Annotated in this window: 23 protein-coding genes; 6 read left to right on the top strand and 17 right to left on the bottom strand. The window is 58.7% G+C overall.

The annotated features are described in order from the left end of the window. Positions 1-16 precede the first annotated feature (16 nt). The 10 genes from BMY55_RS02625 to folK all read right to left on the bottom strand — a co-directional run bounded on the left by BMY55_RS02625 (position 17) and on the right by folK (position 7,960). Positions 17-349: a DUF1491 family protein gene (locus BMY55_RS02625; RefSeq protein WP_091428062.1), complete on the bottom strand. Its 333-nt coding sequence runs from the start codon at positions 347-349 to the stop codon at positions 17-19. Then, the gene (era, locus tag BMY55_RS02620; protein ID WP_091428060.1) at positions 346-1,263 is read right to left on the bottom strand and encodes a GTPase Era; all 918 of its coding nucleotides are present in this window, start codon (positions 1,261-1,263) and stop codon (positions 346-348) included. Before era ends, BMY55_RS02625 begins: the two co-directional genes overlap by 4 nt. Beyond that, the gene (gene rnc / locus BMY55_RS02615) at positions 1,260-1,946 is read right to left on the bottom strand and encodes a ribonuclease III (protein WP_091428059.1); all 687 of its coding nucleotides are present in this window, start codon (positions 1,944-1,946) and stop codon (positions 1,260-1,262) included. The genes era and rnc overlap by 4 nt, the downstream gene beginning before the upstream one ends. Continuing rightward, the gene (gene lepB, locus BMY55_RS02610; RefSeq protein WP_407638992.1) at positions 1,943-2,743 is read right to left on the bottom strand and encodes a signal peptidase I; all 801 of its coding nucleotides are present in this window, start codon (positions 2,741-2,743) and stop codon (positions 1,943-1,945) included. The genes rnc and lepB overlap by 4 nt, the downstream gene beginning before the upstream one ends. An 87-nt stretch (positions 2,744-2,830) precedes the next feature. Next, positions 2,831-3,244, bottom strand: coding sequence for a holo-ACP synthase (gene acpS, locus BMY55_RS02605; RefSeq protein ID WP_091431947.1), 414 nt, complete (start codon positions 3,242-3,244; stop codon positions 2,831-2,833). A gap of 31 nt (positions 3,245-3,275) precedes the next feature. Beyond that, positions 3,276-4,028 carry a pyridoxine 5'-phosphate synthase gene (locus BMY55_RS02600; RefSeq protein WP_091428057.1) on the bottom strand — a complete coding sequence of 251 codons (753 nt, stop codon included), beginning with the start codon at positions 4,026-4,028 and terminating at the stop codon, positions 3,276-3,278. 43 nt (positions 4,029-4,071) lie between these two features. Beyond that, entirely contained in the window at positions 4,072-4,719 is a 648-nt protein-coding gene (locus BMY55_RS02595) for a DUF2062 domain-containing protein (protein WP_091428055.1), read from the bottom strand. A gap of 30 nt (positions 4,720-4,749) precedes the next feature. Next, positions 4,750-6,888, bottom strand: a complete 2,139-nt coding sequence (locus tag BMY55_RS02590) for a RelA/SpoT family protein (RefSeq protein WP_091428053.1) — start codon at positions 6,886-6,888, stop codon at positions 4,750-4,752. A gap of 34 nt (positions 6,889-6,922) precedes the next feature. Beyond that, positions 6,923-7,279 carry a DNA-directed RNA polymerase subunit omega gene (rpoZ, locus tag BMY55_RS02585; protein WP_091428052.1) on the bottom strand — a complete coding sequence of 119 codons (357 nt, stop codon included), beginning with the start codon at positions 7,277-7,279 and terminating at the stop codon, positions 6,923-6,925. A gap of 84 nt (positions 7,280-7,363) precedes the next feature. Further along, a complete protein-coding gene (gene folK, locus BMY55_RS02580) occupies positions 7,364-7,960 on the bottom strand; it encodes a 2-amino-4-hydroxy-6-hydroxymethyldihydropteridine diphosphokinase (protein ID WP_245744630.1) in 597 nt (198 codons plus the stop codon). Between the two features lie 101 nt (positions 7,961-8,061). On the opposite strand from folK, the gene BMY55_RS02575 reads away from it, so the two are divergent. The 4 genes from BMY55_RS02575 (at position 8,062) to rnhA (ending at position 10,798) form a co-directional block, all read left to right on the top strand. After that, a complete protein-coding gene (locus BMY55_RS02575; protein WP_091428050.1) occupies positions 8,062-8,622 on the top strand; it encodes a LabA-like NYN domain-containing protein in 561 nt (186 codons plus the stop codon). A 129-nt stretch (positions 8,623-8,751) separates the two neighbouring features. After that, complete coding sequence (gene ispH, locus BMY55_RS02570) at positions 8,752-9,702, top strand: 4-hydroxy-3-methylbut-2-enyl diphosphate reductase (protein WP_091428048.1); 951 nt, start codon at positions 8,752-8,754, stop codon at positions 9,700-9,702. 27 nt (positions 9,703-9,729) lie between these two features. Next, positions 9,730-10,350 carry a glutathione S-transferase family protein gene (locus BMY55_RS02565; RefSeq protein ID WP_091428046.1) on the top strand — a complete coding sequence of 207 codons (621 nt, stop codon included), beginning with the start codon at positions 9,730-9,732 and terminating at the stop codon, positions 10,348-10,350. Continuing rightward, positions 10,343-10,798 (top strand): ribonuclease HI, encoded by a 456-nt coding sequence (gene rnhA / locus BMY55_RS02560; RefSeq protein ID WP_091428044.1) that lies wholly within the window; start codon positions 10,343-10,345, stop codon positions 10,796-10,798. The genes BMY55_RS02565 and rnhA overlap by 8 nt, the downstream gene beginning before the upstream one ends. Before the next feature lie 3 nt (positions 10,799-10,801). Here rnhA and BMY55_RS02555 read toward each other — a convergent pair whose 3' ends face one another. From BMY55_RS02555 to def (BMY55_RS02535), 5 genes are all read right to left on the bottom strand, one after another. Beyond that, entirely contained in the window at positions 10,802-11,461 is a 660-nt protein-coding gene (locus BMY55_RS02555) for a porin family protein (RefSeq protein ID WP_143064271.1), read from the bottom strand. Between the two features lie 105 nt (positions 11,462-11,566). Next, positions 11,567-11,806 carry a GlsB/YeaQ/YmgE family stress response membrane protein gene (locus BMY55_RS02550; protein ID WP_091428041.1) on the bottom strand — a complete coding sequence of 80 codons (240 nt, stop codon included), beginning with the start codon at positions 11,804-11,806 and terminating at the stop codon, positions 11,567-11,569. Between the two features lie 38 nt (positions 11,807-11,844). Next, the gene (gene fmt / locus BMY55_RS02545; protein ID WP_091428039.1) at positions 11,845-12,744 is read right to left on the bottom strand and encodes a methionyl-tRNA formyltransferase; all 900 of its coding nucleotides are present in this window, start codon (positions 12,742-12,744) and stop codon (positions 11,845-11,847) included. Then, positions 12,741-13,238 (bottom strand): peptide deformylase, encoded by a 498-nt coding sequence (def, locus tag BMY55_RS02540; protein ID WP_091428037.1) that lies wholly within the window; start codon positions 13,236-13,238, stop codon positions 12,741-12,743. The genes fmt and def (BMY55_RS02540) overlap by 4 nt, the downstream gene beginning before the upstream one ends. Beyond that, positions 13,235-13,756, bottom strand: a complete 522-nt coding sequence (gene def, locus BMY55_RS02535; protein WP_091428035.1) for a peptide deformylase — start codon at positions 13,754-13,756, stop codon at positions 13,235-13,237. Before def (BMY55_RS02535) ends, def (BMY55_RS02540) begins: the two co-directional genes overlap by 4 nt. Positions 13,757-13,894: 138 nt before the next feature. Here def (BMY55_RS02535) and BMY55_RS02530 point away from each other — a divergent pair, with 138 nt between their 5' ends. Together BMY55_RS02530 and BMY55_RS02525 are read left to right on the top strand one after the other, a co-directional pair. Further along, positions 13,895-15,067 carry a MalY/PatB family protein gene (locus BMY55_RS02530; protein WP_091428034.1) on the top strand — a complete coding sequence of 391 codons (1,173 nt, stop codon included), beginning with the start codon at positions 13,895-13,897 and terminating at the stop codon, positions 15,065-15,067. A gap of 87 nt (positions 15,068-15,154) precedes the next feature. After that, positions 15,155-15,697, top strand: a complete 543-nt coding sequence (locus tag BMY55_RS02525) for a L,D-transpeptidase family protein (protein WP_091428032.1) — start codon at positions 15,155-15,157, stop codon at positions 15,695-15,697. An 18-nt stretch (positions 15,698-15,715) separates the two neighbouring features. Here BMY55_RS02525 and BMY55_RS02520 read toward each other — a convergent pair whose 3' ends face one another. Both BMY55_RS02520 and BMY55_RS02515 read right to left on the bottom strand, forming a co-directional pair. Next, on the bottom strand, positions 15,716-16,069 hold the full coding sequence (locus BMY55_RS02520; protein ID WP_091428030.1) for a hypothetical protein: 354 nt from the start codon (positions 16,067-16,069) through the stop codon (positions 15,716-15,718). A gap of 75 nt (positions 16,070-16,144) precedes the next feature. Beyond that, entirely contained in the window at positions 16,145-17,614 is a 1,470-nt protein-coding gene (locus tag BMY55_RS02515; RefSeq protein WP_091428028.1) for a cryptochrome/photolyase family protein, read from the bottom strand. Positions 17,615-17,654: the final 40 nt, after the last annotated feature.

Genomic DNA, 17,654 nt, shown 5'->3' with positions numbered 1-17,654 from the left:
TGCTTGGCAATGGGGGTCAATCCGACAGGCCCGGTTCATCCAGCAGATGGCGGCCCGCCCGATCTTCAACCTCGATCACCCAAAGATCAGGGTCGAAGCTCTTTTGGCGCTCCAGTGCTGCGTCAACATCGGCCTCGTCGCCGCCAGTCAGGGCGACCCAGCACCGATCACCGGTCATCAAATCGAAACTGCGTTGATAGGCCACCGCCCGCCCGTCCAGCGTGTTCATCTTCACCAGAACTGCCCCGGCTGTCGCGTCCCCTTTGCGGGTAATGAACGCGGGAATGTCAGACAGGCGCAACCGCGTCAGATAGGCCGCAACCCACAGATCCGCGGTCAGCCGAGTCAAACGTTGCCGTCCTTGAAATCAAGCCCCATTTCCGAATAGCGCTCTTTTTCATCCAGCCAGTTCGGGCGCACTTTCACTTGCAAAAACAGGTGGATCTTGCGGCCCATGAATTCTTCCAACTCGGCTCGGGCGGATTGGCTGACCGCTTTGATCGTCTCGCCTTTCTTGCCCAAAATAATGCCTTTGTGACCGTCGCGGGCGACATAGATGATCTGGTCCACACGGGCCGAGCCATCTTTGCGTTCTTCCCAATTCTCGGTTTCGACCGTCAGCTGGTAGGGCAGTTCCTGATGAAGTCGAAGGGTCAGCTTCTCGCGCGTCATTTCTGCGGCGATCATGCGCATGGGCAGATCGGCAATCTGATCCTCGGGATACAGCCATGGCCCTTCCGGCAGATGTTCTGCCAACCACGTGCGCAAGGCTGGCACCCCGTGACCTTTTTCGGCCGAGATCATGAAGGTTTCAGCAAAATCATAGCGATCGTTCAGATCCTTCGCCAAGGCCAGCAGCACCTCGGCCTTCACCTTGTCGATCTTGTTGATGGCCAGCGCGACGGTGCGGCCTTTGCCCATCTCTTCCAGCCCCTCAAGAATGCGCTTCACACCTTCGGTCACGCCGCGATGGGCTTCGACCAGCAGAACGGTGATATCCGCATCCGCGGCGCCGCCCCATGCGGCGGCGACCATGGCCCGGTCAAGCCGACGGCGCGGTTGGAACAGGCCCGGCGTGTCCACAAACACGATCTGGGTGTCGCCCTCGATGGCCACCCCACGGATGCGCGCGCGCGTCGTCTGCACCTTGTGCGTCACGATCGAGACCTTGGCTCCGACCATCTGGTTCGTCAGTGTCGACTTCCCGGCATTGGGTTCCCCGATCAGGGCGACGAAACCGGCACGTTGCGGTTGGCTTGTCATTTCTTGCTCTCCAACTGCTTCAGCAGCGTGCGGGCGGCCGCCTGCTCGGCGGCGCGTTTTGAATTTGCCGTGGCATCGGCAGAACGTCCGTTCGACAGTTCAGCCTTGATCGTAAACACCGGCGCATGGTCCGGCCCTTCGCGCGCGGTTTCTATATATGCCGGTGGGGGCATCTTGCGCGCTTGCGCCCATTCCTGCAACGCGGTCTTGGGGTCACGTGCGTCATCTTCGACCTTGTCGATCCGGTCGCCCCACAGCGTCAGGATCATTTCGCGGGCCTGATCCAACCCACCATCCATGTAAACCGCTGCAATCACGGCCTCCATCGCGTCACCCAACAGGGCTTGCTTGCGCCGCCCGCCGGTCTTCATCTCTGACCGGCCCAGTTTCAGCACCGCGCCGATATCGACTTGCCGCGCCACATCCGCGCAGGTTTCCTTGCGCACCAGCGCGTTGTAGCGCGGGGCCAAAGTGCCTTCGGGCGCGTCAGGATCGTCGCGCAGCAATTTTTCGGACATCACAAGACCAAGCACCCGGTCGCCCAGAAATTCCAGCCGCTGGTTGTCGGGTCGTGTGGCCGATGAAAACGACCCGTGTGTCAGCGCGCGGATCAGCAGCTCGAGGTCTTTGAACTCATACCCGATACGGCCTTGAAAGGCTTGAAGATCACTTGACAGCTTCACTCGATCGCCTTGAAGAACCGATCATAACGCCACGTCCAGAAATAGAACAGCCGCTTGCCCGCCGCCGAGAACATGACGCGATCCGCGCGGCCCAACAAGTATTCAGCAGGCACGAAGCCCACGCCGCCCGCATTGGGGCTGACGCGGCTGTCGGTCGAGTTGTCGCGGTTGTCACCCATGAAGAAATACTCGCCATCCGGCACCGTGAACACATTCGTGTTGTCCAGACGCGTGTTGCGCACATTCAAGACGGAATGGGTGACGCCGTTGGGCAGCGTTTCGATGGCTTTTTCCTTGATACAGGTGCCGCCCTGCCCGACCGGGCTGTTGGCACATTGCGGGAAGGTCGCAAAGCGTCCCTGCGCTTGTTTGATTTCCTCGAACGTGCCGTCGGGCACTTGTTTCGCTTCTTCCCCGTTTATGAACAGAATGCCATTCGTAACCTGTATCTTGTCACCCGGCAGCCCGATCAGGCGTTTCACGTAATCGGTGCCAAGCGACGGGTGGCGGAACACAACGACATCGCCACGCTCGGGCTCGGACCCCAGCAACCGACCCGAGATCGGGCAGGACGAGAACGGGCAGGAATAGCGCGAATAGCCATAGGCCATCTTGTTCACGAACAGAAAGTCTCCAATCAGAAGCGTGTCTTTCATGGACCCGGTGGGAATCCAGAAGGGTTGGAAGAACAATGTGCGGAACACACCAGCGATGATCAGCGCCCAGAAGATCGTCTTGATCGTTTCCCAGATGCCGTCTTGTTTCTTTTCAGCCATGTTCACGTCTGCCTCTTTCATCGGACCGATCTATGCCAGCCCATTGGGGATGAGTGGCGATATGAGCGGATGCGGAGGAAGTGTCAAGTTTTGAGGGGCGTCGCCGCGCTATGCTTGCCGCTTTTCAACCGGTCGCGCTTCGATCACCACAAAGGCCTGCGCCCAAGGGTGATCATCTGTCAGCGTGACGTGAATGATCGCCTCGTGCCCCTCTGGTGTCATCTCGGAAAGTCGGTCGGCGGCCCAGCCAGTGACCGCCATCACAGGTTGGCCCGTGCGCAGGTTGCTGACCGCCATGTCGCGCCAGCTTATCCCCATCGCAAGCCCGGTGCCCAAGGCTTTTGAGCAGGCTTCCTTCGCCGCCCAGCGTTTGGCCAATGTTCCGGCCTCGTCGCGGCGGCGGGCGGCTTTGGCAAGCTCGACTTTGGTGAATACGCGATTGCGGAACCGATCACCGAAGCGTTCAAGCGTCACGGCAATTCGGTCGATATTCGCAAGATCGGTGCCGATGCCAAGGATCATTCGGACCTCCGATGTGGGCGCGGCGGCAGCGTCATCCGCGCGCCTCATCCATCAGACCGCGCATCTCGGCCATCGCATCCGGAAGGCCACGGAATATTGCTTCGCCAATCAGGAAATGCCCGATGTTCAGCTCGACCACTTCGGGCATCGAAGCGATGGGTTTCACAGTGTCATAGGTCAGACCGTGCCCCGCGTGCACCTCAAGCCCCAGCGAATGGGCCAGCGCGGCCCCTTTTCGCAGTCGCGCAAGCTCGGCATCGCGTTCATCAAGCCGACCTTCGGCATGCAGGTCGCAATAAGCACCTGTGTGCAACTCAACCACCGCTGCCCCCACCCGCGCCGAGGCTTCGATCTGCACCGGGTCAGCCGCGATGAACAGTGACACGCGGCACCCGGCATCCCGCAGCGGCGCAATGTATTCGGCAAGCCGGGTGTCCTGCCGCGCGACCTCAAGCCCGCCTTCTGTTGTCAACTCTTCGCGCTTTTCAGGCACAAGGCAGACTGCATGGGGTTTGTGCCGCAACGCGATGTCCAGCATCTCGTCAGTCGCGGCACATTCGAAATTCAGTGGCACGGACAGCTTTTCCATCAAGCGATCAATATCGCCGTCCAGAATATGCCGCCGATCTTCGCGCAGATGCGCGGTGATACCATCAGCCCCGGCCTGTTCGGCCAGAAGCGCGGCGCGCACCGGGTCAGGATAGGCCGAACCTCGCGCGTTTCGCACCGTTGCGACGTGGTCAATATTCACACCCAGGCGCAGCTTTTTGATCTGGTTGGCCATGTCGCGCACCTCCGTTCAATACAATCGTCTACCGCGCCAAGTCTTACGGTTTTTCCCGGGCTTCGCCAGCCTTGTCTCGTGCGGCTTTCAGACGTTTTTCATACCGCTCCTTCAGCTTTTTTATGCGACGACGCTGATAGGCGTGGATCACGGGGTTTGACACTGCATAACCGATGGCGCCAGCCACGATGCCCGGTATGATGCTGCCGACCAGATAGGGCAGGAACACGCGATGAAAAAACGCTGACAAGCGCGACCAATCAACAACGTGATCGGTAAACGGCGCTTTCATATTCATCCAGAAGTCAGACGTGGCCGCCGCAAACTGTGCCGCGATCTCGGGCAGATGTACATTTGTGGACTGGCCCAGAATTGCATTTCCCAGATTGACGGAAAGTTCGGCGATCAACGGGAAGGTCAACGGATTGCCGACAAAAGTCGCCAGCAATGACGCCAGCACATTGCCGCGTATGATCCACGACAGGATCGCGGCCGTCAGAAAATGCAGTCCGAAAAACGGCGTGAACGAGGCAAAGATACCGGCTGCAATCCCGCGCGAAATCCTGTGCGCCGGGTCGGGCAGGCGCCGAATGCGGTGTATCACGTATTGCGACGCCCGATACCATCCGCCCCGTGGATAGAAGAATTCCGCAATGATACGCAGGTATGAGCGCGGATTTCTTTTGAACACGGATGGTCCCTTTCGGCCAAAATTGGCGGGTTACGGTTTGCGGGCGATGTCCCTGTGTCGGTGAACATCGGCAACATCACTATCTGCTTCCAATGTCAGCATAATGGCGTGCAAATGTTCAATATCGCGCAAATCTACATCAACAAGTAGGCGGTAGAAATCAGGTTTCCGATCCAGAAACTTCAAATCCGAGATATTGGCCTTCTGCTCACCAATCAAGGAGCAGATCCGGCCCAAAACCCCCGCGTCGTTTGAAATGGTCATATCTATGCTGACCGTATGAATGGCCGGGTGCTGCCCGGAATGCCAATGTAAATCGACCCAGCGGGAACTGTCCTCGGCCACATCAGCAAGCGCGTCGCAGTCGATGGTGTGCACCATGACGCCCTTTCCGCGATAGGTGATCCCGACAATGCGTTCCCCCGGCACGGGCTGACAACATTGCGCGCGGGCGAAGTCCTGCCCGGTTTCAAGTCCAACAACCACCGAATCACCATCGACCTCGGCTTCGGCCTCAACGCTTTCGGGGTACAGGGCTGCGACGACATCGCGCGCCTGCAATTCGGCAGAACCCAAACGTGCCAACAGCTCTTCGACATTGTCCAGACGCAGTTGCTTGGCAGCGGTCGCCAGCGCCTTGTCTGTCGCTTTGCGACCGACATGTTCAAATGCCACGCGCGCAAGTTCGCGCCCCAGTCGCACAAAGCGTTCACGATCCACGCTGCGCAGGCTTTTACGAATGGCGGCCTTGGCACGGCCCGTTACAACGATGTCAATCCAGGTGGCTTGCGGGCTTTGCCCTTCGGCGGTCATGATTTCGACCGATTGGCCATTCTTGATCCGGGTCCAAAGTGGGACCCGAATGCCATCGACCTTGGCCCCCACACAGCTGTCCCCGATCCGCGTGTGGATTGCATAAGCGAAATCCAACGGCGTGGCGCCACGCGGCAGCTTCACCACCTCGCCTTTCGGGGTGAAACAGAACACCTGGTCTTGATACATTTCGAGCTTCACATGCTCAAGAAACTCGTCGTGATCTTCCGCTGCTTCAAACCGTTCGGTCAGCGATGAAATCCACTTGGCCGGATCAACCGCGAATGGGTTCTCGGCGCGCACCCCGTCTTTATAAGACCAATGCGCCGCAACCCCCGCTTCGGCCACGTCATTCATCGCATGGGTGCGGATCTGCACTTCAACGCGCTTTCCGTCACGACCCGAAACGGTCGTGTGAATCGACCGATATCCGTTGGATTTCGGCTGGCTGATGTAATCCTTGAACCGACCCGGAATGGCGCGCCAGCGTTGGTGAATCACCCCCAGAACGCGGTAACAATCCGCTTCGCTGTCGGTGATGATGCGAAACCCATAAGTGTCCGACAGGCGCGAGAAGCTCTGATTCTTCTCTTGCATCTTGCGCCAGATCGAAAATGGTTTCTTGGCGCGCCCGAAGACTTCGGCGCTGATCTTAGCCCTGTCCAGTTCCAGCCGGATATCGCCGGTGATCTTTTCGATCACATCGCCGCTTTCCTTCTGAAGCCGCAGGAAGCGCCGCATGATCGAGTTGCGGCCTTCAGGGTTCAGAACATGGAAGGCAAGGTCTTCCAGTTCTTCGCGCATCCACTGCATCCCCATGCGACCAGCCAGCGGGGCATAGATATCCATGGTTTCACGCGATTTTTGAACCTGCTTGTCCGGCCGCATGGCGCGGATCGTGCGCATGTTGTGCAGCCGGTCGGCCAACTTCACCAGAATCACCCGCAAATCCTTGGACATGGCCATGAACAGCTTGCGAAAATTCTCCGCCTGCTTGGTCTCGGACGAACTGAGTTGAAGATTGGTCAGCTTGGTCACGCCATCGACCAGTTCTGCCACTTCTGCCCCGAAGATCTTGGTCACTTCGGAATAGGTCGACCGGGTGTCTTCAATCGTGTCATGCAGCAGAGCGGTGATGATCGTGGCATCATCCAGTTGCATATCCGCCAGAATTTCAGCGACAGCAAACGGGTGTGTGAAGTATGGCTCGCCTGAATGGCGGGTCTGGCCATCATGCATACGCGCGCCGTATTCATACGCCGCGCGGATCAGTTCGTGATTGGATTTGGGGTTATAGCGGCGGATCCGTTCGATCAGCCCATCAAGATCAAGGTCAAGATCTGGAAGGTCGTTCATCCGGTCCGCCACCCCGCGGGGATCTTAGATCCGTTTAGCCCTGACCTTGCGCTTCCATCAATGCGCGCAGAAGTTTTTCTTCCGACAGATCGTCCTCGGCGGGCTTGTCAGCAGCTTCCGCACCCATCAGCAGGGCCATGCTGTCTTCTTCCGGCTCATCAACTTCGATCTGAGTCTGATGGCTCTCGATCATACGCTCGCGCAGTTCATCGGCGGTTTGCGTTTCATCCGCAATCTCACGCAAGGCCACGACAGGGTTCTTGTCATTGTCGCGATCGACAGTGATCTGGCCCCCAGCCGAAATTTCGCGGGCGCGATGCGAGGCGAGCATTACAAGCTCAAACCTGTTCGGGACTTTATCTACGCAATCTTCAACCGTCACGCGGGCCATGATCAATCTCCATTCCTTGCAAGGGGATGTGAACCGCCTATCTAGGGCCGTTGCAAGCGGGTTACAAGCAAAAACAGGCCCGCATTACGGGTGCGAATACGGCAAAACACCCTTTTTTTCTTCATCTGGCAATTCATCGGCCATCTGTTGCACAGTCTTGCCCGTTATCGGGTGGTGCCAGTCCGGGGCAACATCGGCAAGGGGAATCAGCACAAAGGCGCGTTCATGCATACGTGGATGCGGTAGGATCAACTGATCTGGTGCCCGGGTTTTCTGGTCGTCCAGTGGCAAGTTCATCCAGTGTGCTAGAACAGATTTGCTGGGCAGAATAATGCCACCACAGGCTATCAGATCCAGGTCCAATGTGCGTGGCGCCCAGCGTGATGGCCGTTCGCGACCGAAACCGGCTTCGACCTGATGCAGTGCGGACAGTATTTCGTCGGGCGGTAAATCTGTGTCGATCCCAAGCGCCGCATTCACGAAATCGGGGCCGGCACCAGCCGGAAAGCAAGGCGTGCTATAATACCGGCTGACTCTGGTGATTCTAAATCCTTGTGCCGCCAGATGTTCAACCGCATCGCGTAAGATTTTTGCCGACTCTCGCCGCCTTGACGTCGCGTTACTTCCTAATGAAACCAGCACTTTTGGACAGGTTATACGCGAATTAATTGCTTGCGGCACCGTATTGTTTCCCTAGATTGCAAGATATGTTTCTTCGTTGATTGATTTCACATTTACCACTCACGGGATTATTCGGCGAAGCGAATTGGAAAGGAAATATTATGTTCTACCGGGACGAACGGCTCGCGCTGTTCATCGATGGTTCAAACCTCTATGCGGCCGCCAAATCGCTGGGATTTGACATCGACTACAAGCTACTTCGCCAAGAATTCATGCGCCGGGGCAAACTGCTCCGCGCGTTCTACTACACAGCCCTTCTGGAAAATGAGGAGTATTCTCCGATCCGCCCGCTGGTGGATTGGCTGAACTACAACGGCTTCTCGATGGTGACCAAGCCAGCCAAGGAATACACCGACTCGATGGGGCGGCGGAAGGTCAAAGGCAACATGGATATCGAACTGGCCGTGGACGCGCTGGAGCTCGCGCCGCATATTGACCATGCTGTTCTGTTTTCGGGTGACGGCGATTTCCGCCCTCTGATCGAGGCGCTGCAACGTCAGGGCGTGCGTGTGTCGGTCGTGTCCACGATCCGCAGCCAACCCCCGATGATCGCCGATGAATTACGCCGCCAAGCCGATAATTTTATCGAGCTGGAAGAGCTGAAAGATGTGATTGGGCGTCCGCCACGCGAGTTTGACCGACCCGAGCGGACCGAGGACTGATCCCACCGTCTGATCAGGGGCAGCGAAGGCCGGGGATTGCTCCGGCCTTTTACATTTCCGTGTCCGGCACCGCTTCCGACTGGACCTTGGCGCATAAAATGCGTACCCCTCCCCGCATCGGAGGATGCCATGACCAAGCCTGCTCTTACACTTTATCTTGCCGCGCCCAACGGGTTTTGTGCCGGGGTGGATCGCGCCATCAAGATCGTCGAAATGGCGATCGAGAAATGGGGGCCGCCGATCTACGTGCGCCACGAAATTGTGCATAACAAATTCGTGGTCGATGGGCTGCGCGCCAAGGGCGCCATCTTTGTCGAGGACCTGGACGAGGTGCCCGATGACCGCCCCGTCATCTTCTCGGCCCATGGTGTCGCGAAGGCCGTGCCCGCCGAAGCCAGCCGTCGCGAGATGGTCTATGTCGACGCCACCTGCCCGCTTGTCTCGAAAGTGCATATCGAGGCCGAGCGGCACCACCAGAACGGCCTGCAAATGGTGATGATCGGCCATGCAGGCCACCCGGAAACCATCGGAACGATGGGGCAATTGCCTGAAGGCGAAGTGCTGTTGGTCGAAACTACCGACGATGTCGCCACCCTGACCCCGCGCGACCCCGAACAGCTTGCCTATATCACCCAGACCACCCTGTCGGTCGATGATACCGCCGCTGTGGTCAAGGCTTTGCGCACCCGGTTCCCAAAGATCATCGGCCCACATAAAGAAGACATCTGCTACGCGACCACCAACCGGCAAGAAGCTGTGAAAGCGGTCGCGCCCAAGGTCGATGCGCTTCTGGTGATCGGTGCGCCCAACAGCTCCAACTCGCGCCGGTTGGTCGAAGTGGCGCGCGCCAATGGCTGCGCCTATGCCATGCTGGTGCAGCGCGCAACCGAGATTGACTGGCGCGCCATCGATGGCATTCGAACGGTCGGCCTGACCGCCGGGGCGTCTGCCCCTCAGGTCTTGGTAGACGAAGTCATCGACGCGTTCCGCGACCGCTTTGACGTCACGGTCGAACGGGTCGAAACCGCACAAGAGAACGTAGAGTTCAAAGTGCCCCGCGTCCTGCGTGAAACCGCCTGATCTGCCACCGCCGTTAGGACATCGAACATGCTGACCCTCTATTCCATGCCAAGTTCCGGCAACAGTTATAAGGTGCGGCTGCTCCTGTCGTTGCTGGGTCGGCGATATCATCACGTCCCGTGTGAAACCCGATCGCCCGACCTACAGGCCGCGAAGACCGAAGGGAAACTGCCTCTGGGCAAGGTGCCGGCATTGCATCTGGACACCGGCGAGGTGCTAAGCGAAAGCAACGCCATCCTGTGGTATCTGGCCAGCGGCACACCGTGGATCCCTGACGACCCCTTGGCGCAGGCGCGTATGCTGTCGTGGATGTTCTTCGAACAGAACCGCCATGAACCGGCCATAGCCGTGCGCGCATCCTTGCGGTGCTATCCCCATCTTGCGGATGAAGCGACGCCGGAACTTCTCGACCAGCTTCTTGAATCCGGCAACGGTATCTTGGAATTGATGGAGCACGGGCTTCACGATCAAGACTGGTTTGCGGGCGACACCCCGACCATCGCGGATATCGCTTTGTATGCCTATACCCACACCGCCGAGGACCGGGGCGGCTTCAATCTGTCGCCCTTTCCCGCGCTGCGCGATTGGCTGAAGCGGACAAGCACTCTGCCGGGCTACGAGCCGCTGACAGGTCCAGCCCATGGCTGAGTTTGTCGCGTACACCGACGGCGCCTGTTCTGGCAATCCCGGTCCGGGTGGTTGGGGCGCATTGTTGCAGGCGCATGAGAACGGCGCGGTGATCAAAGAGCGGGAGTTGAAGGGTGGCGCGTCGGAAACCACCAACAACCAGATGGAGCTGATGGCTGCCATCATGGCGCTGGAAACCCTTGGCAAACCCTGCGCGATCACGGTCATCACCGACAGCGCCTATGTGAAGAACGGTGTCACCGGTTGGATCCATGGCTGGAAGCGGAACGGGTGGCGGACCTCGTCCAGGAAACCCGTGAAGAATGTCGAACTTTGGCAAAGGCTGGACGAAGCGCAAGCGCGTCATCAGGTAACGTGGCAATGGGTCAAGGGCCATGCCGGCCACCCCGAAAACGAACGCGCTGATGAACTGGCACGCGCGGGGATGGAACCGTTCAAGAGCAGATAGAGCCTAGAACTCAAGCCATATTCCCGCTGCGACTTCGTGCTTAACCGCACCATCCAGCGCATAAGTCCATTCAAGTTGTAGGTGTTTGCCCTGCTTGTATTCCCACGCCACCGACGGGATCAGGTCGATCTGCGCATCCGCATCGATCCCGGTGACGTCCAGGGCGACCATCGTCATCAGGCGCTGACTTGGTTTCACGCCAATCTGCGCAAACGCACTGTAGTCCATCTGCGCATCCAAGACGGACAAAGTGGTCGTCAACTCTATATCCAGCCAACCGGGGCCAATCGCGGTCTCAATCCCCCGCCCCAAATGGAACGAAGGCGAGACGTAGGGGTCGTCCTTGGTCCCTTCGACCGCCAAACTGACCGCTTTTTGCCACGGCTCGTCGCTGTTTGGCAGATGCCATCGCGCAAAGGCTTTCATTTGCAATATATCATTGGAGGCAAGCGCATAATCCAGCTTGCCACCAATGGTCCAACGATCCGTCAGCCCGTATTCACCATAGACGCTGATCACCGGAGCTTCGTCCAACGTGTCGGCGTTCTGTCGCGCTTGCCCGGACAAAAACGCCCCGCCCTTGTCGCGCGGCCACGCACCCGCTTGGGCAAGATCGCCGGACGCAAAAAGCATTGGCAGAACGCAGATGAAAAACCGAAGCACCATAGTCGTCAGGTTGCTGGCGATTGGTTAATCAATGATTAAGAAAACATTTCAAGACAAGGCTTTTCGCGCCCAAACAACGCCGCACCTTAAGCCCGTAACGCCTTACTTTCGGTCCTTATACTTCTGCCAAATCCAGATCAGGAGAATGGCACCCACGACCGCGCCTACAAAACCAAAGGCCAGACCACCAATCATTGCAATGGACCGCAGGACAAACCCTCCGATCAACGCCCCGGCCACGCCAATGGCAATGGTGGTCGGCACGTCGGTGCGCAGATTCATGATCCTTGTCGCCAAGAACCCGGCGGCGGCTCCGAAGATGATCAGCATGATTACCGGCATGTCTGAAATATGGGGCGCTTCGCCCCGGAATGTAAGAGCTATTTCACCGTGTCGGGCAGGTCAAAACCCCGCAGGAAATCCTCGGCTTCCATCGCACGTTTGCCGGGACGTTGGGCGCGATGGATTTCAACCGCGCCCTCACCGCAGGCAATGGTGAACCCGTCCAGAACCTGACCGGGCTTGCCCGAACCATCCAAGACACGTGAAGCGAGCAACTTTACCTGTTCGCCCCCCATATCGCATTTCGCACCGGGGAATGGCGACAACCCGCGGATCAGGCGATCCACTTCAACGGCCGGACGGGTCCAGTCAATCTGCGCCTCGGCCTTGTCGATCTTGTGGGCATAGGTGACACCGTCTTCAGCTTGCGGCACCCGGGTCAGATCGGGCAGGCGGCCCAACGCCTCGACGATCAGACGTGCACCGATGGCCGACAGGCGGTCATGCAGTTCCGCCGTGGTTTCCTGTGCGCCGATCGGTGTCACCTCGTGCAGCAGAACAGGGCCGGTGTCCAATCCAGCCTCCATCTGCATGATGCAAACGCCGGTTTCCGGATCTCCTGCCATGATCGCGCGATGAATGGGCGCTGCCCCACGCCAGCGCGGCAGAAGCGACGCATGGATGTTCAGACAGCCATGCTTGGGCGCATCAAGAACCGCTTGCGGCAGGATCAGGCCATAGGCCACGACCACCGCAACGTCAGCGTTCAACGCGGCAAACGCCGCCTGCTCATCGGCATCCTTCAACGACACCGGATGGCGCACCTGAAGCCCCAGTTCCGCGGCCCGGGCATGGACCGGACCGGGCCTGTCCTTCTTGCCGCGCCCGGCGGGGCGTGGTGGCTGGCAATAGACAGCGGCGATCTCGTGGCCGGCATCCACCAGAGCCTCCAGCACCGGCACCGAGAAATCGGGCGAGCCCATGAACACAAGCCTCATCGCGCCAGTTTCCTTGCTTTCTTGATTAGCATATCGCGCTTCACCTTGGACAGGTGATCGAAATACATCCGCCCGTTCAAATGGTCGATCTGGTGTTGAACCGAGGTGGCCCAGATGCCGACAAAATCCTGCTCCTGCGCTGCTCCGTTTTCGTCAAGAAACCGAACCGTCACCGCGCGCGGGCGACTTATCACCGCCGAAACACCGGGCAAGTTCGGGCTGGCTTCCTCGTGCTCACGAAACTCGATGGACCGATACAGTATCTCCGGGTTCGCCATCCTGACCGCCTTGCCGCGTTCGTTTGAGGCATCCACCACCGCCAAACGCTGCATAATCCCGAGTTGGGGCGCCGCCAGACCAACGCCCGGCATGGCGTCCATCGCCTCGATCATCTCGTCCCATATCGCGCGGGTGTCATCCGTCACCTCGGTCACCGGATCAGCTGCGGTGCGCAGGCATTTGTGCGGATATCTCAGAAACGGGCGATGGGTCACATCCGCGCCATTTCACGTTTCAGTTTTTGCATTTTGCGCGTGATCATCTGCCGTTTCAGCGGTTTCAGATAGTCGATGAACAGCTTGCCATTCAGGTGGTCGATCTCGTGCTGCACGCAAGTGGCCCACAGCCCGTCAAAGTCCTGCTCCTGCACGTTGCCGTCACGGTCGACCCAGCGGACCGAAACCTCTTTGGGGCGGGTGACTTCGGCATATTGCTCGGGGATCGACAGACAGCCTTCTTCATAGGTGTTCAGATCATCCGAGGACAATATGACCTCGGGATTGAACATGACCACAGGCTGCGGAGGCTCGTCATCCTCACGCACGCAGTCCATCACGATCAGTCGCGTCAGCACGCCCACCTGCGGCGCGGCCAGACCAATGCCCGGCGCGTCATACATAGTTTCCAGCATGTCGTCGGCCAATTGGCGCAGGTCGTCAGACAAATCTGGCACCACTTCGGCGACTTTTTTAAGCCGTGGATCGGGGTGAATAAGGATCGGTTTAATACTCATGCGGAGGATTTAGGGGATGAGCGCGCGCTGCGCAATGGTTGCGTCAGGGCGAAGCGGTGAAACCTCTTGTCACACATGGCGCAACTCGACTTGCGCCTGACGTCCAAACCGCTACCGTGCCACCAGAAAGGAGACCCAATGAGTTTCGACAAGATCACCGACCGTCGCGGCACCCATTCGTCCAAGTGGGACAAGATGGAGAAGTTGTTTGGCGTATCTCCCGAAGACGGGTTGGCAATGTGGACCGCTGACAGCGACTATCCCACCGCCCCTTGCGTGATTGACGCGGTGAAGCGCGCCGCAGATCATGGTGTTTTTGGCTATTCCTGGGAATATCCCGAGTATCTGAACGCCGTCGCTTGGTGGATGAAGACCCGGCACGGCTGGGATGTCGACCCGAATTGGGTCCTGACCAGTCAGGGTTTGGGCAACGCGATTGCACTGTGCCTGAACGTCTGGAGCGAACCGGGCGACGGGATCGTGATCTTCACACCCGTTTACCATGAGTTTGCACTGAAGATCAGAAAGAACAACCGCCAGGTGGTGGAGTGTCCGCTGGCCCTGGCCGGGGACCAGTACGAGCTTGATCTGGACGACGCGCAGTCGCGCCTGACAGGCAACGAAAAGATTCTCCTTTGGTGTTCGCCACAGAACCCATCAGGCCGGGTCTGGACCAAAGATGAACTGCGTGCTGTTGCCAATTTTGCAGATCGCAATGGGTTGTTACTGGTGTCAGATGAAGTCCACCACGATCTGGTCTATCCTGGAAACACGTTCGTTCCGATGGCCGTCGCGGCACCTGACGCACGATCGCGGTTGGTGACACTAACTGCACCGTCAAAGACCTTCAACATCGCCGGTCAGCGCACCGGCAACTTGATCATTGCGGACAGCAGGCTCAGGGCCGAGATGCACAATCAGCTTAGTAAACTTGACTATGCACCCGGCATGTTGGCTTTGGCGATGATCACCGCCGCGTATTCGCCTGAAGGGGCGGCGTGGGTTGACGAACAGATCGCCCACCTGACGCGAAACAAAGCCCTGTTTGACGAAGGCATCAACAGCATTCCGGGTGTGTCCTCGATGCCGTTGCAGGCCACTTATCTGGCCTGGGTCAATTTCTCCGGTACCGGCATGTCGCATGAAGAGGTTGCGGCGCGTATCCGCGACGACGCACGCATTGCCGTCAGCCCCGGCCCCGGCTTCGGCACGGGCGGCGATGGGTATCAGCGTTTCAACCTCGCCACACAAGGCGCGCGGGTGGAAGAAGCCGTAACGCGAATGAAGCAGGCTTTCAGCGACCTACAATAGCATTTCGACCGGCAGAGAACCGCCTAACGCGAAATTCACCGCAAGTTATTCCTTGAACACAAGGCGCGCTTGGCACACACGCGCGCCATGAACGGTTTGGCGCATTTCTTTTCTCGACTTTCACTTCTTGTCTTTATCGGCGTGTTGGGCTTCTTCCTTTGGGATCGCTACACGCCCCCTGCACCCCCCACGACACTTGAGCCGATCATCGGCCAGATCGACCGTATCGTGATTGAAAAATCAGACCGCAGGATGATCGTGTTTCAGGCCGACACCGCTGTCCGCACCTATGAGATTGCATTGGGCTTTTCGCCCGTAGGTGACAAGGCATTACAAGGGGATGGCATGACCCCGGAAGGCATATTCAGGATTGATCGCCGCAACGAAAAAAGTGCGTTTCACTTGTCGCTGGGCATCGACTACCCCTTGCCCAAGGATCGCGCGCGCACCATTGCCGACGGGGGTGATTCTGGCGGGGATATTTTCATCCACGGCCAACCAAACAAGCGAAACAGCCCGGATCCGATCACAAAGGACTGGACCAATGGCAGCATCGCGTTGTCCAATGCCGAAATAGAAGAGCTTTGGGCCGTCACCCCCATCGGAACACTCGTCGAGATCAGACCCTGACCTCTGAGGGCAGACCGGTCAGCCTTCCCCTTCAATCAGCGCAACCGGCGCGTTTTCTTCCTGCGCAAAATCCAGGGGGGCTTTGTCATGGGCTTCGGCCCGCCATTTGAATTCGTATCTCATTTGGCCGTTGTCTTCTTCGGACGCGATGATCAGGCACTGATACAGGTGGCGTGATCCGTCATACAGGTCAACAAGTCCGCGCAGGTGGGGCGCTCGTTCGGCATCAAGAGCGAAGCCGCCCTCCCAGAAATCGAGCACCGGAAAGACTTCTTCATTCACACGAATCCGAAGCCTACTTTTCTTCTTGAGGTCCTTCTTACGTGCGGCTTCCAGTCCCTCACGCACTTCTTTTGGCAAAAATTCCAACATGTTCCCCTCCGAACCCAACACATGATGGCATGGAAAGTGTAACGGTCAAGTGAAGGTTTTGAATCTGATCGGCGTTCAAACCAGATCATCACCCGGCGAGGGCAGGCTTTCAAACGCCTCCAATGCGGCGCGGCGGGCGGTGGCGTGATCCACCATCGGGGCCGGATAGGTCCGGCCAATCTCGACGCCCGCCTTGGCGCGCACATCTTCAGGGGCCTTCCATGGGGCAGCCAGATATCTGTCGGGCAGGGCCGCAATTTCAGGCACATACTGACGGATATAGCCGCCATCCGGGTCGAATTTTTCGGCCTGCGTCATCGGGTTGAAAACGCGGAAATAGGGGGCTGCATCCGCCCCGCATCCCGCCACCCACTGCCAACTTGCCGCGTTCGATGCTAGATCACCGTCCAGCAGCGTGTCCCAGAACCAATCGCGCCCGGCGCGCCAGTCGATCCGCAGATGCTTCACCAAAAAGGACGCGACCACCATGCGAACGCGGTTGTGCATATACCCCGTCTGCCAAAGCTCGCGCATCCCGGCATCAACGATGGGATAGCCCGACTGGCCGCGTTGCCACGCGATCAGGGCGTCCGTGTCATGGCGCCATGGGAAGCTACGGAACTTGGGCTGAAACTCGGTATCTTCGAAGTCGCGGTTGTGAAACAGCAGATAGGCTGCGAAGTCACGCCAGCCCAACTCTGCGCGGAATTTCTCGGCGTCGCGACCAGACATCTGGCCCAGATGTTCGGCGCGATCGAGCGCCGCCCAAATCTGACGGGGGCTGATATTGCCGGACTGCAAGTAAGGCGACAGGCGCGAGGTGTGCGGTTCTGCTGGGAAGTCCCGGCCCTTGGCATAGCCTTGCGCGCCCTCTTCCAGAAACGCGTCCAGCCGTGCCATCGCGCCCTCTTCGCCGGGGTGCCACAGCGCCTCGAACCCTTTTGCCCAGTTGGGCGCGGTCGGCAGCAGGTCGAAATCCTCAAGCGAAGCGGTAGCGACTTCATCGGCGAACGTGATGTTTTTCGGCACCGGCAACGGGTCGCCAAGCCCCACGGCGCGAATTTCATCGCGGCTGGCGCGCCAGAAAGGCGAAAACACCTTGAACGGCGTGCCGGATTTTGTCGTGACCCGCCAAGGCTCCAACAGGTATCGGCCGGGATGGCTCTGCACCGTGCAGCCTGCGGCAGTCAGATCGGCCTTCAACGCGGTGTCGCTGGCGATCTCATCGGGCGTATAGCGTCTGCTCCAATAGATATGGGTCGCGCCGGTTTCTTTGCGCAGGTCGGCCAGAACATCAGCCGTCGCGCCGGTGCGCAGCACCAGTTTCCCACCCAGATCGGCCAGTTGCGCGGTCAATGCGTTCAAGGCGTGGTGAAGCCACCAGCGCCGCGCGCCACCGGGCGGATAGGGTGCATTCGGGTCCAGAATGAATGCACAGGTCAGGCACTGGCCGGACTGCGCCGCAGCGGTCAGGGCGGGGTGATCCGACAGCCGCAGATCATCGCGAAACAGCAAGATCGCATTGGAAGGCTCAGATGTGCTCATCCCCTGTCCTTGTGTTGGGCCACGTCTAAGGAGTTATACG

It is taken from the genome of Aliiroseovarius sediminilitoris, assembly GCF_900109955.1.
GTDB classification, from domain to species: domain Bacteria; phylum Pseudomonadota; class Alphaproteobacteria; order Rhodobacterales; family Rhodobacteraceae; genus Aliiroseovarius; species Aliiroseovarius sediminilitoris.
This window is presented reverse-complemented; position numbering and strand designations above follow the sequence as displayed.

Bases quoted from the DNA above. Each gene is read 5' to 3' on its own strand.
- era (WP_091428060.1), bottom strand. From the start codon at position 1,263: ATGACAAGCCAACCGCAACGTGCCGGTTTCGTCGCCCTGATCGGGGAA.
- lepB (WP_407638992.1), bottom strand. From the start codon at position 2,743: ATGAAAGAGGCAGACGTGAACATGGCTGAAAAGAAACAAGACGGCATC.
- acpS (WP_091431947.1), bottom strand. From the start codon at position 3,244: ATGATCCTTGGCATCGGCACCGATCTTGCGAATATCGACCGAATTGCC.
- BMY55_RS02600 (WP_091428057.1), bottom strand. From the start codon at position 4,028: ATGGCCAACCAGATCAAAAAGCTGCGCCTGGGTGTGAATATTGACCAC.
- BMY55_RS02590 (WP_091428053.1), bottom strand. From the start codon at position 6,888: ATGAACGACCTTCCAGATCTTGACCTTGATCTTGATGGGCTGATCGAA.
- rpoZ (WP_091428052.1), bottom strand. From the start codon at position 7,279: ATGGCCCGCGTGACGGTTGAAGATTGCGTAGATAAAGTCCCGAACAGG.
- BMY55_RS02575 (WP_091428050.1), top strand. From the start codon at position 8,062: ATGTTCTACCGGGACGAACGGCTCGCGCTGTTCATCGATGGTTCAAAC.
- ispH (WP_091428048.1), top strand. From the start codon at position 8,752: ATGACCAAGCCTGCTCTTACACTTTATCTTGCCGCGCCCAACGGGTTT.
- BMY55_RS02565 (WP_091428046.1), top strand. From the start codon at position 9,730: ATGCTGACCCTCTATTCCATGCCAAGTTCCGGCAACAGTTATAAGGTG.
- rnhA (WP_091428044.1), top strand. From the start codon at position 10,343: ATGGCTGAGTTTGTCGCGTACACCGACGGCGCCTGTTCTGGCAATCCC.
- BMY55_RS02550 (WP_091428041.1), bottom strand. From the start codon at position 11,806: ATGCCGGTAATCATGCTGATCATCTTCGGAGCCGCCGCCGGGTTCTTG.
- fmt (WP_091428039.1), bottom strand. From the start codon at position 12,744: ATGAGGCTTGTGTTCATGGGCTCGCCCGATTTCTCGGTGCCGGTGCTG.
- def (WP_091428035.1), bottom strand. From the start codon at position 13,756: ATGAGTATTAAACCGATCCTTATTCACCCCGATCCACGGCTTAAAAAA.
- BMY55_RS02530 (WP_091428034.1), top strand. From the start codon at position 13,895: ATGAGTTTCGACAAGATCACCGACCGTCGCGGCACCCATTCGTCCAAG.
- BMY55_RS02525 (WP_091428032.1), top strand. From the start codon at position 15,155: ATGAACGGTTTGGCGCATTTCTTTTCTCGACTTTCACTTCTTGTCTTT.
- BMY55_RS02520 (WP_091428030.1), bottom strand. From the start codon at position 16,069: ATGTTGGAATTTTTGCCAAAAGAAGTGCGTGAGGGACTGGAAGCCGCA.
- BMY55_RS02515 (WP_091428028.1), bottom strand. From the start codon at position 17,614: ATGAGCACATCTGAGCCTTCCAATGCGATCTTGCTGTTTCGCGATGAT.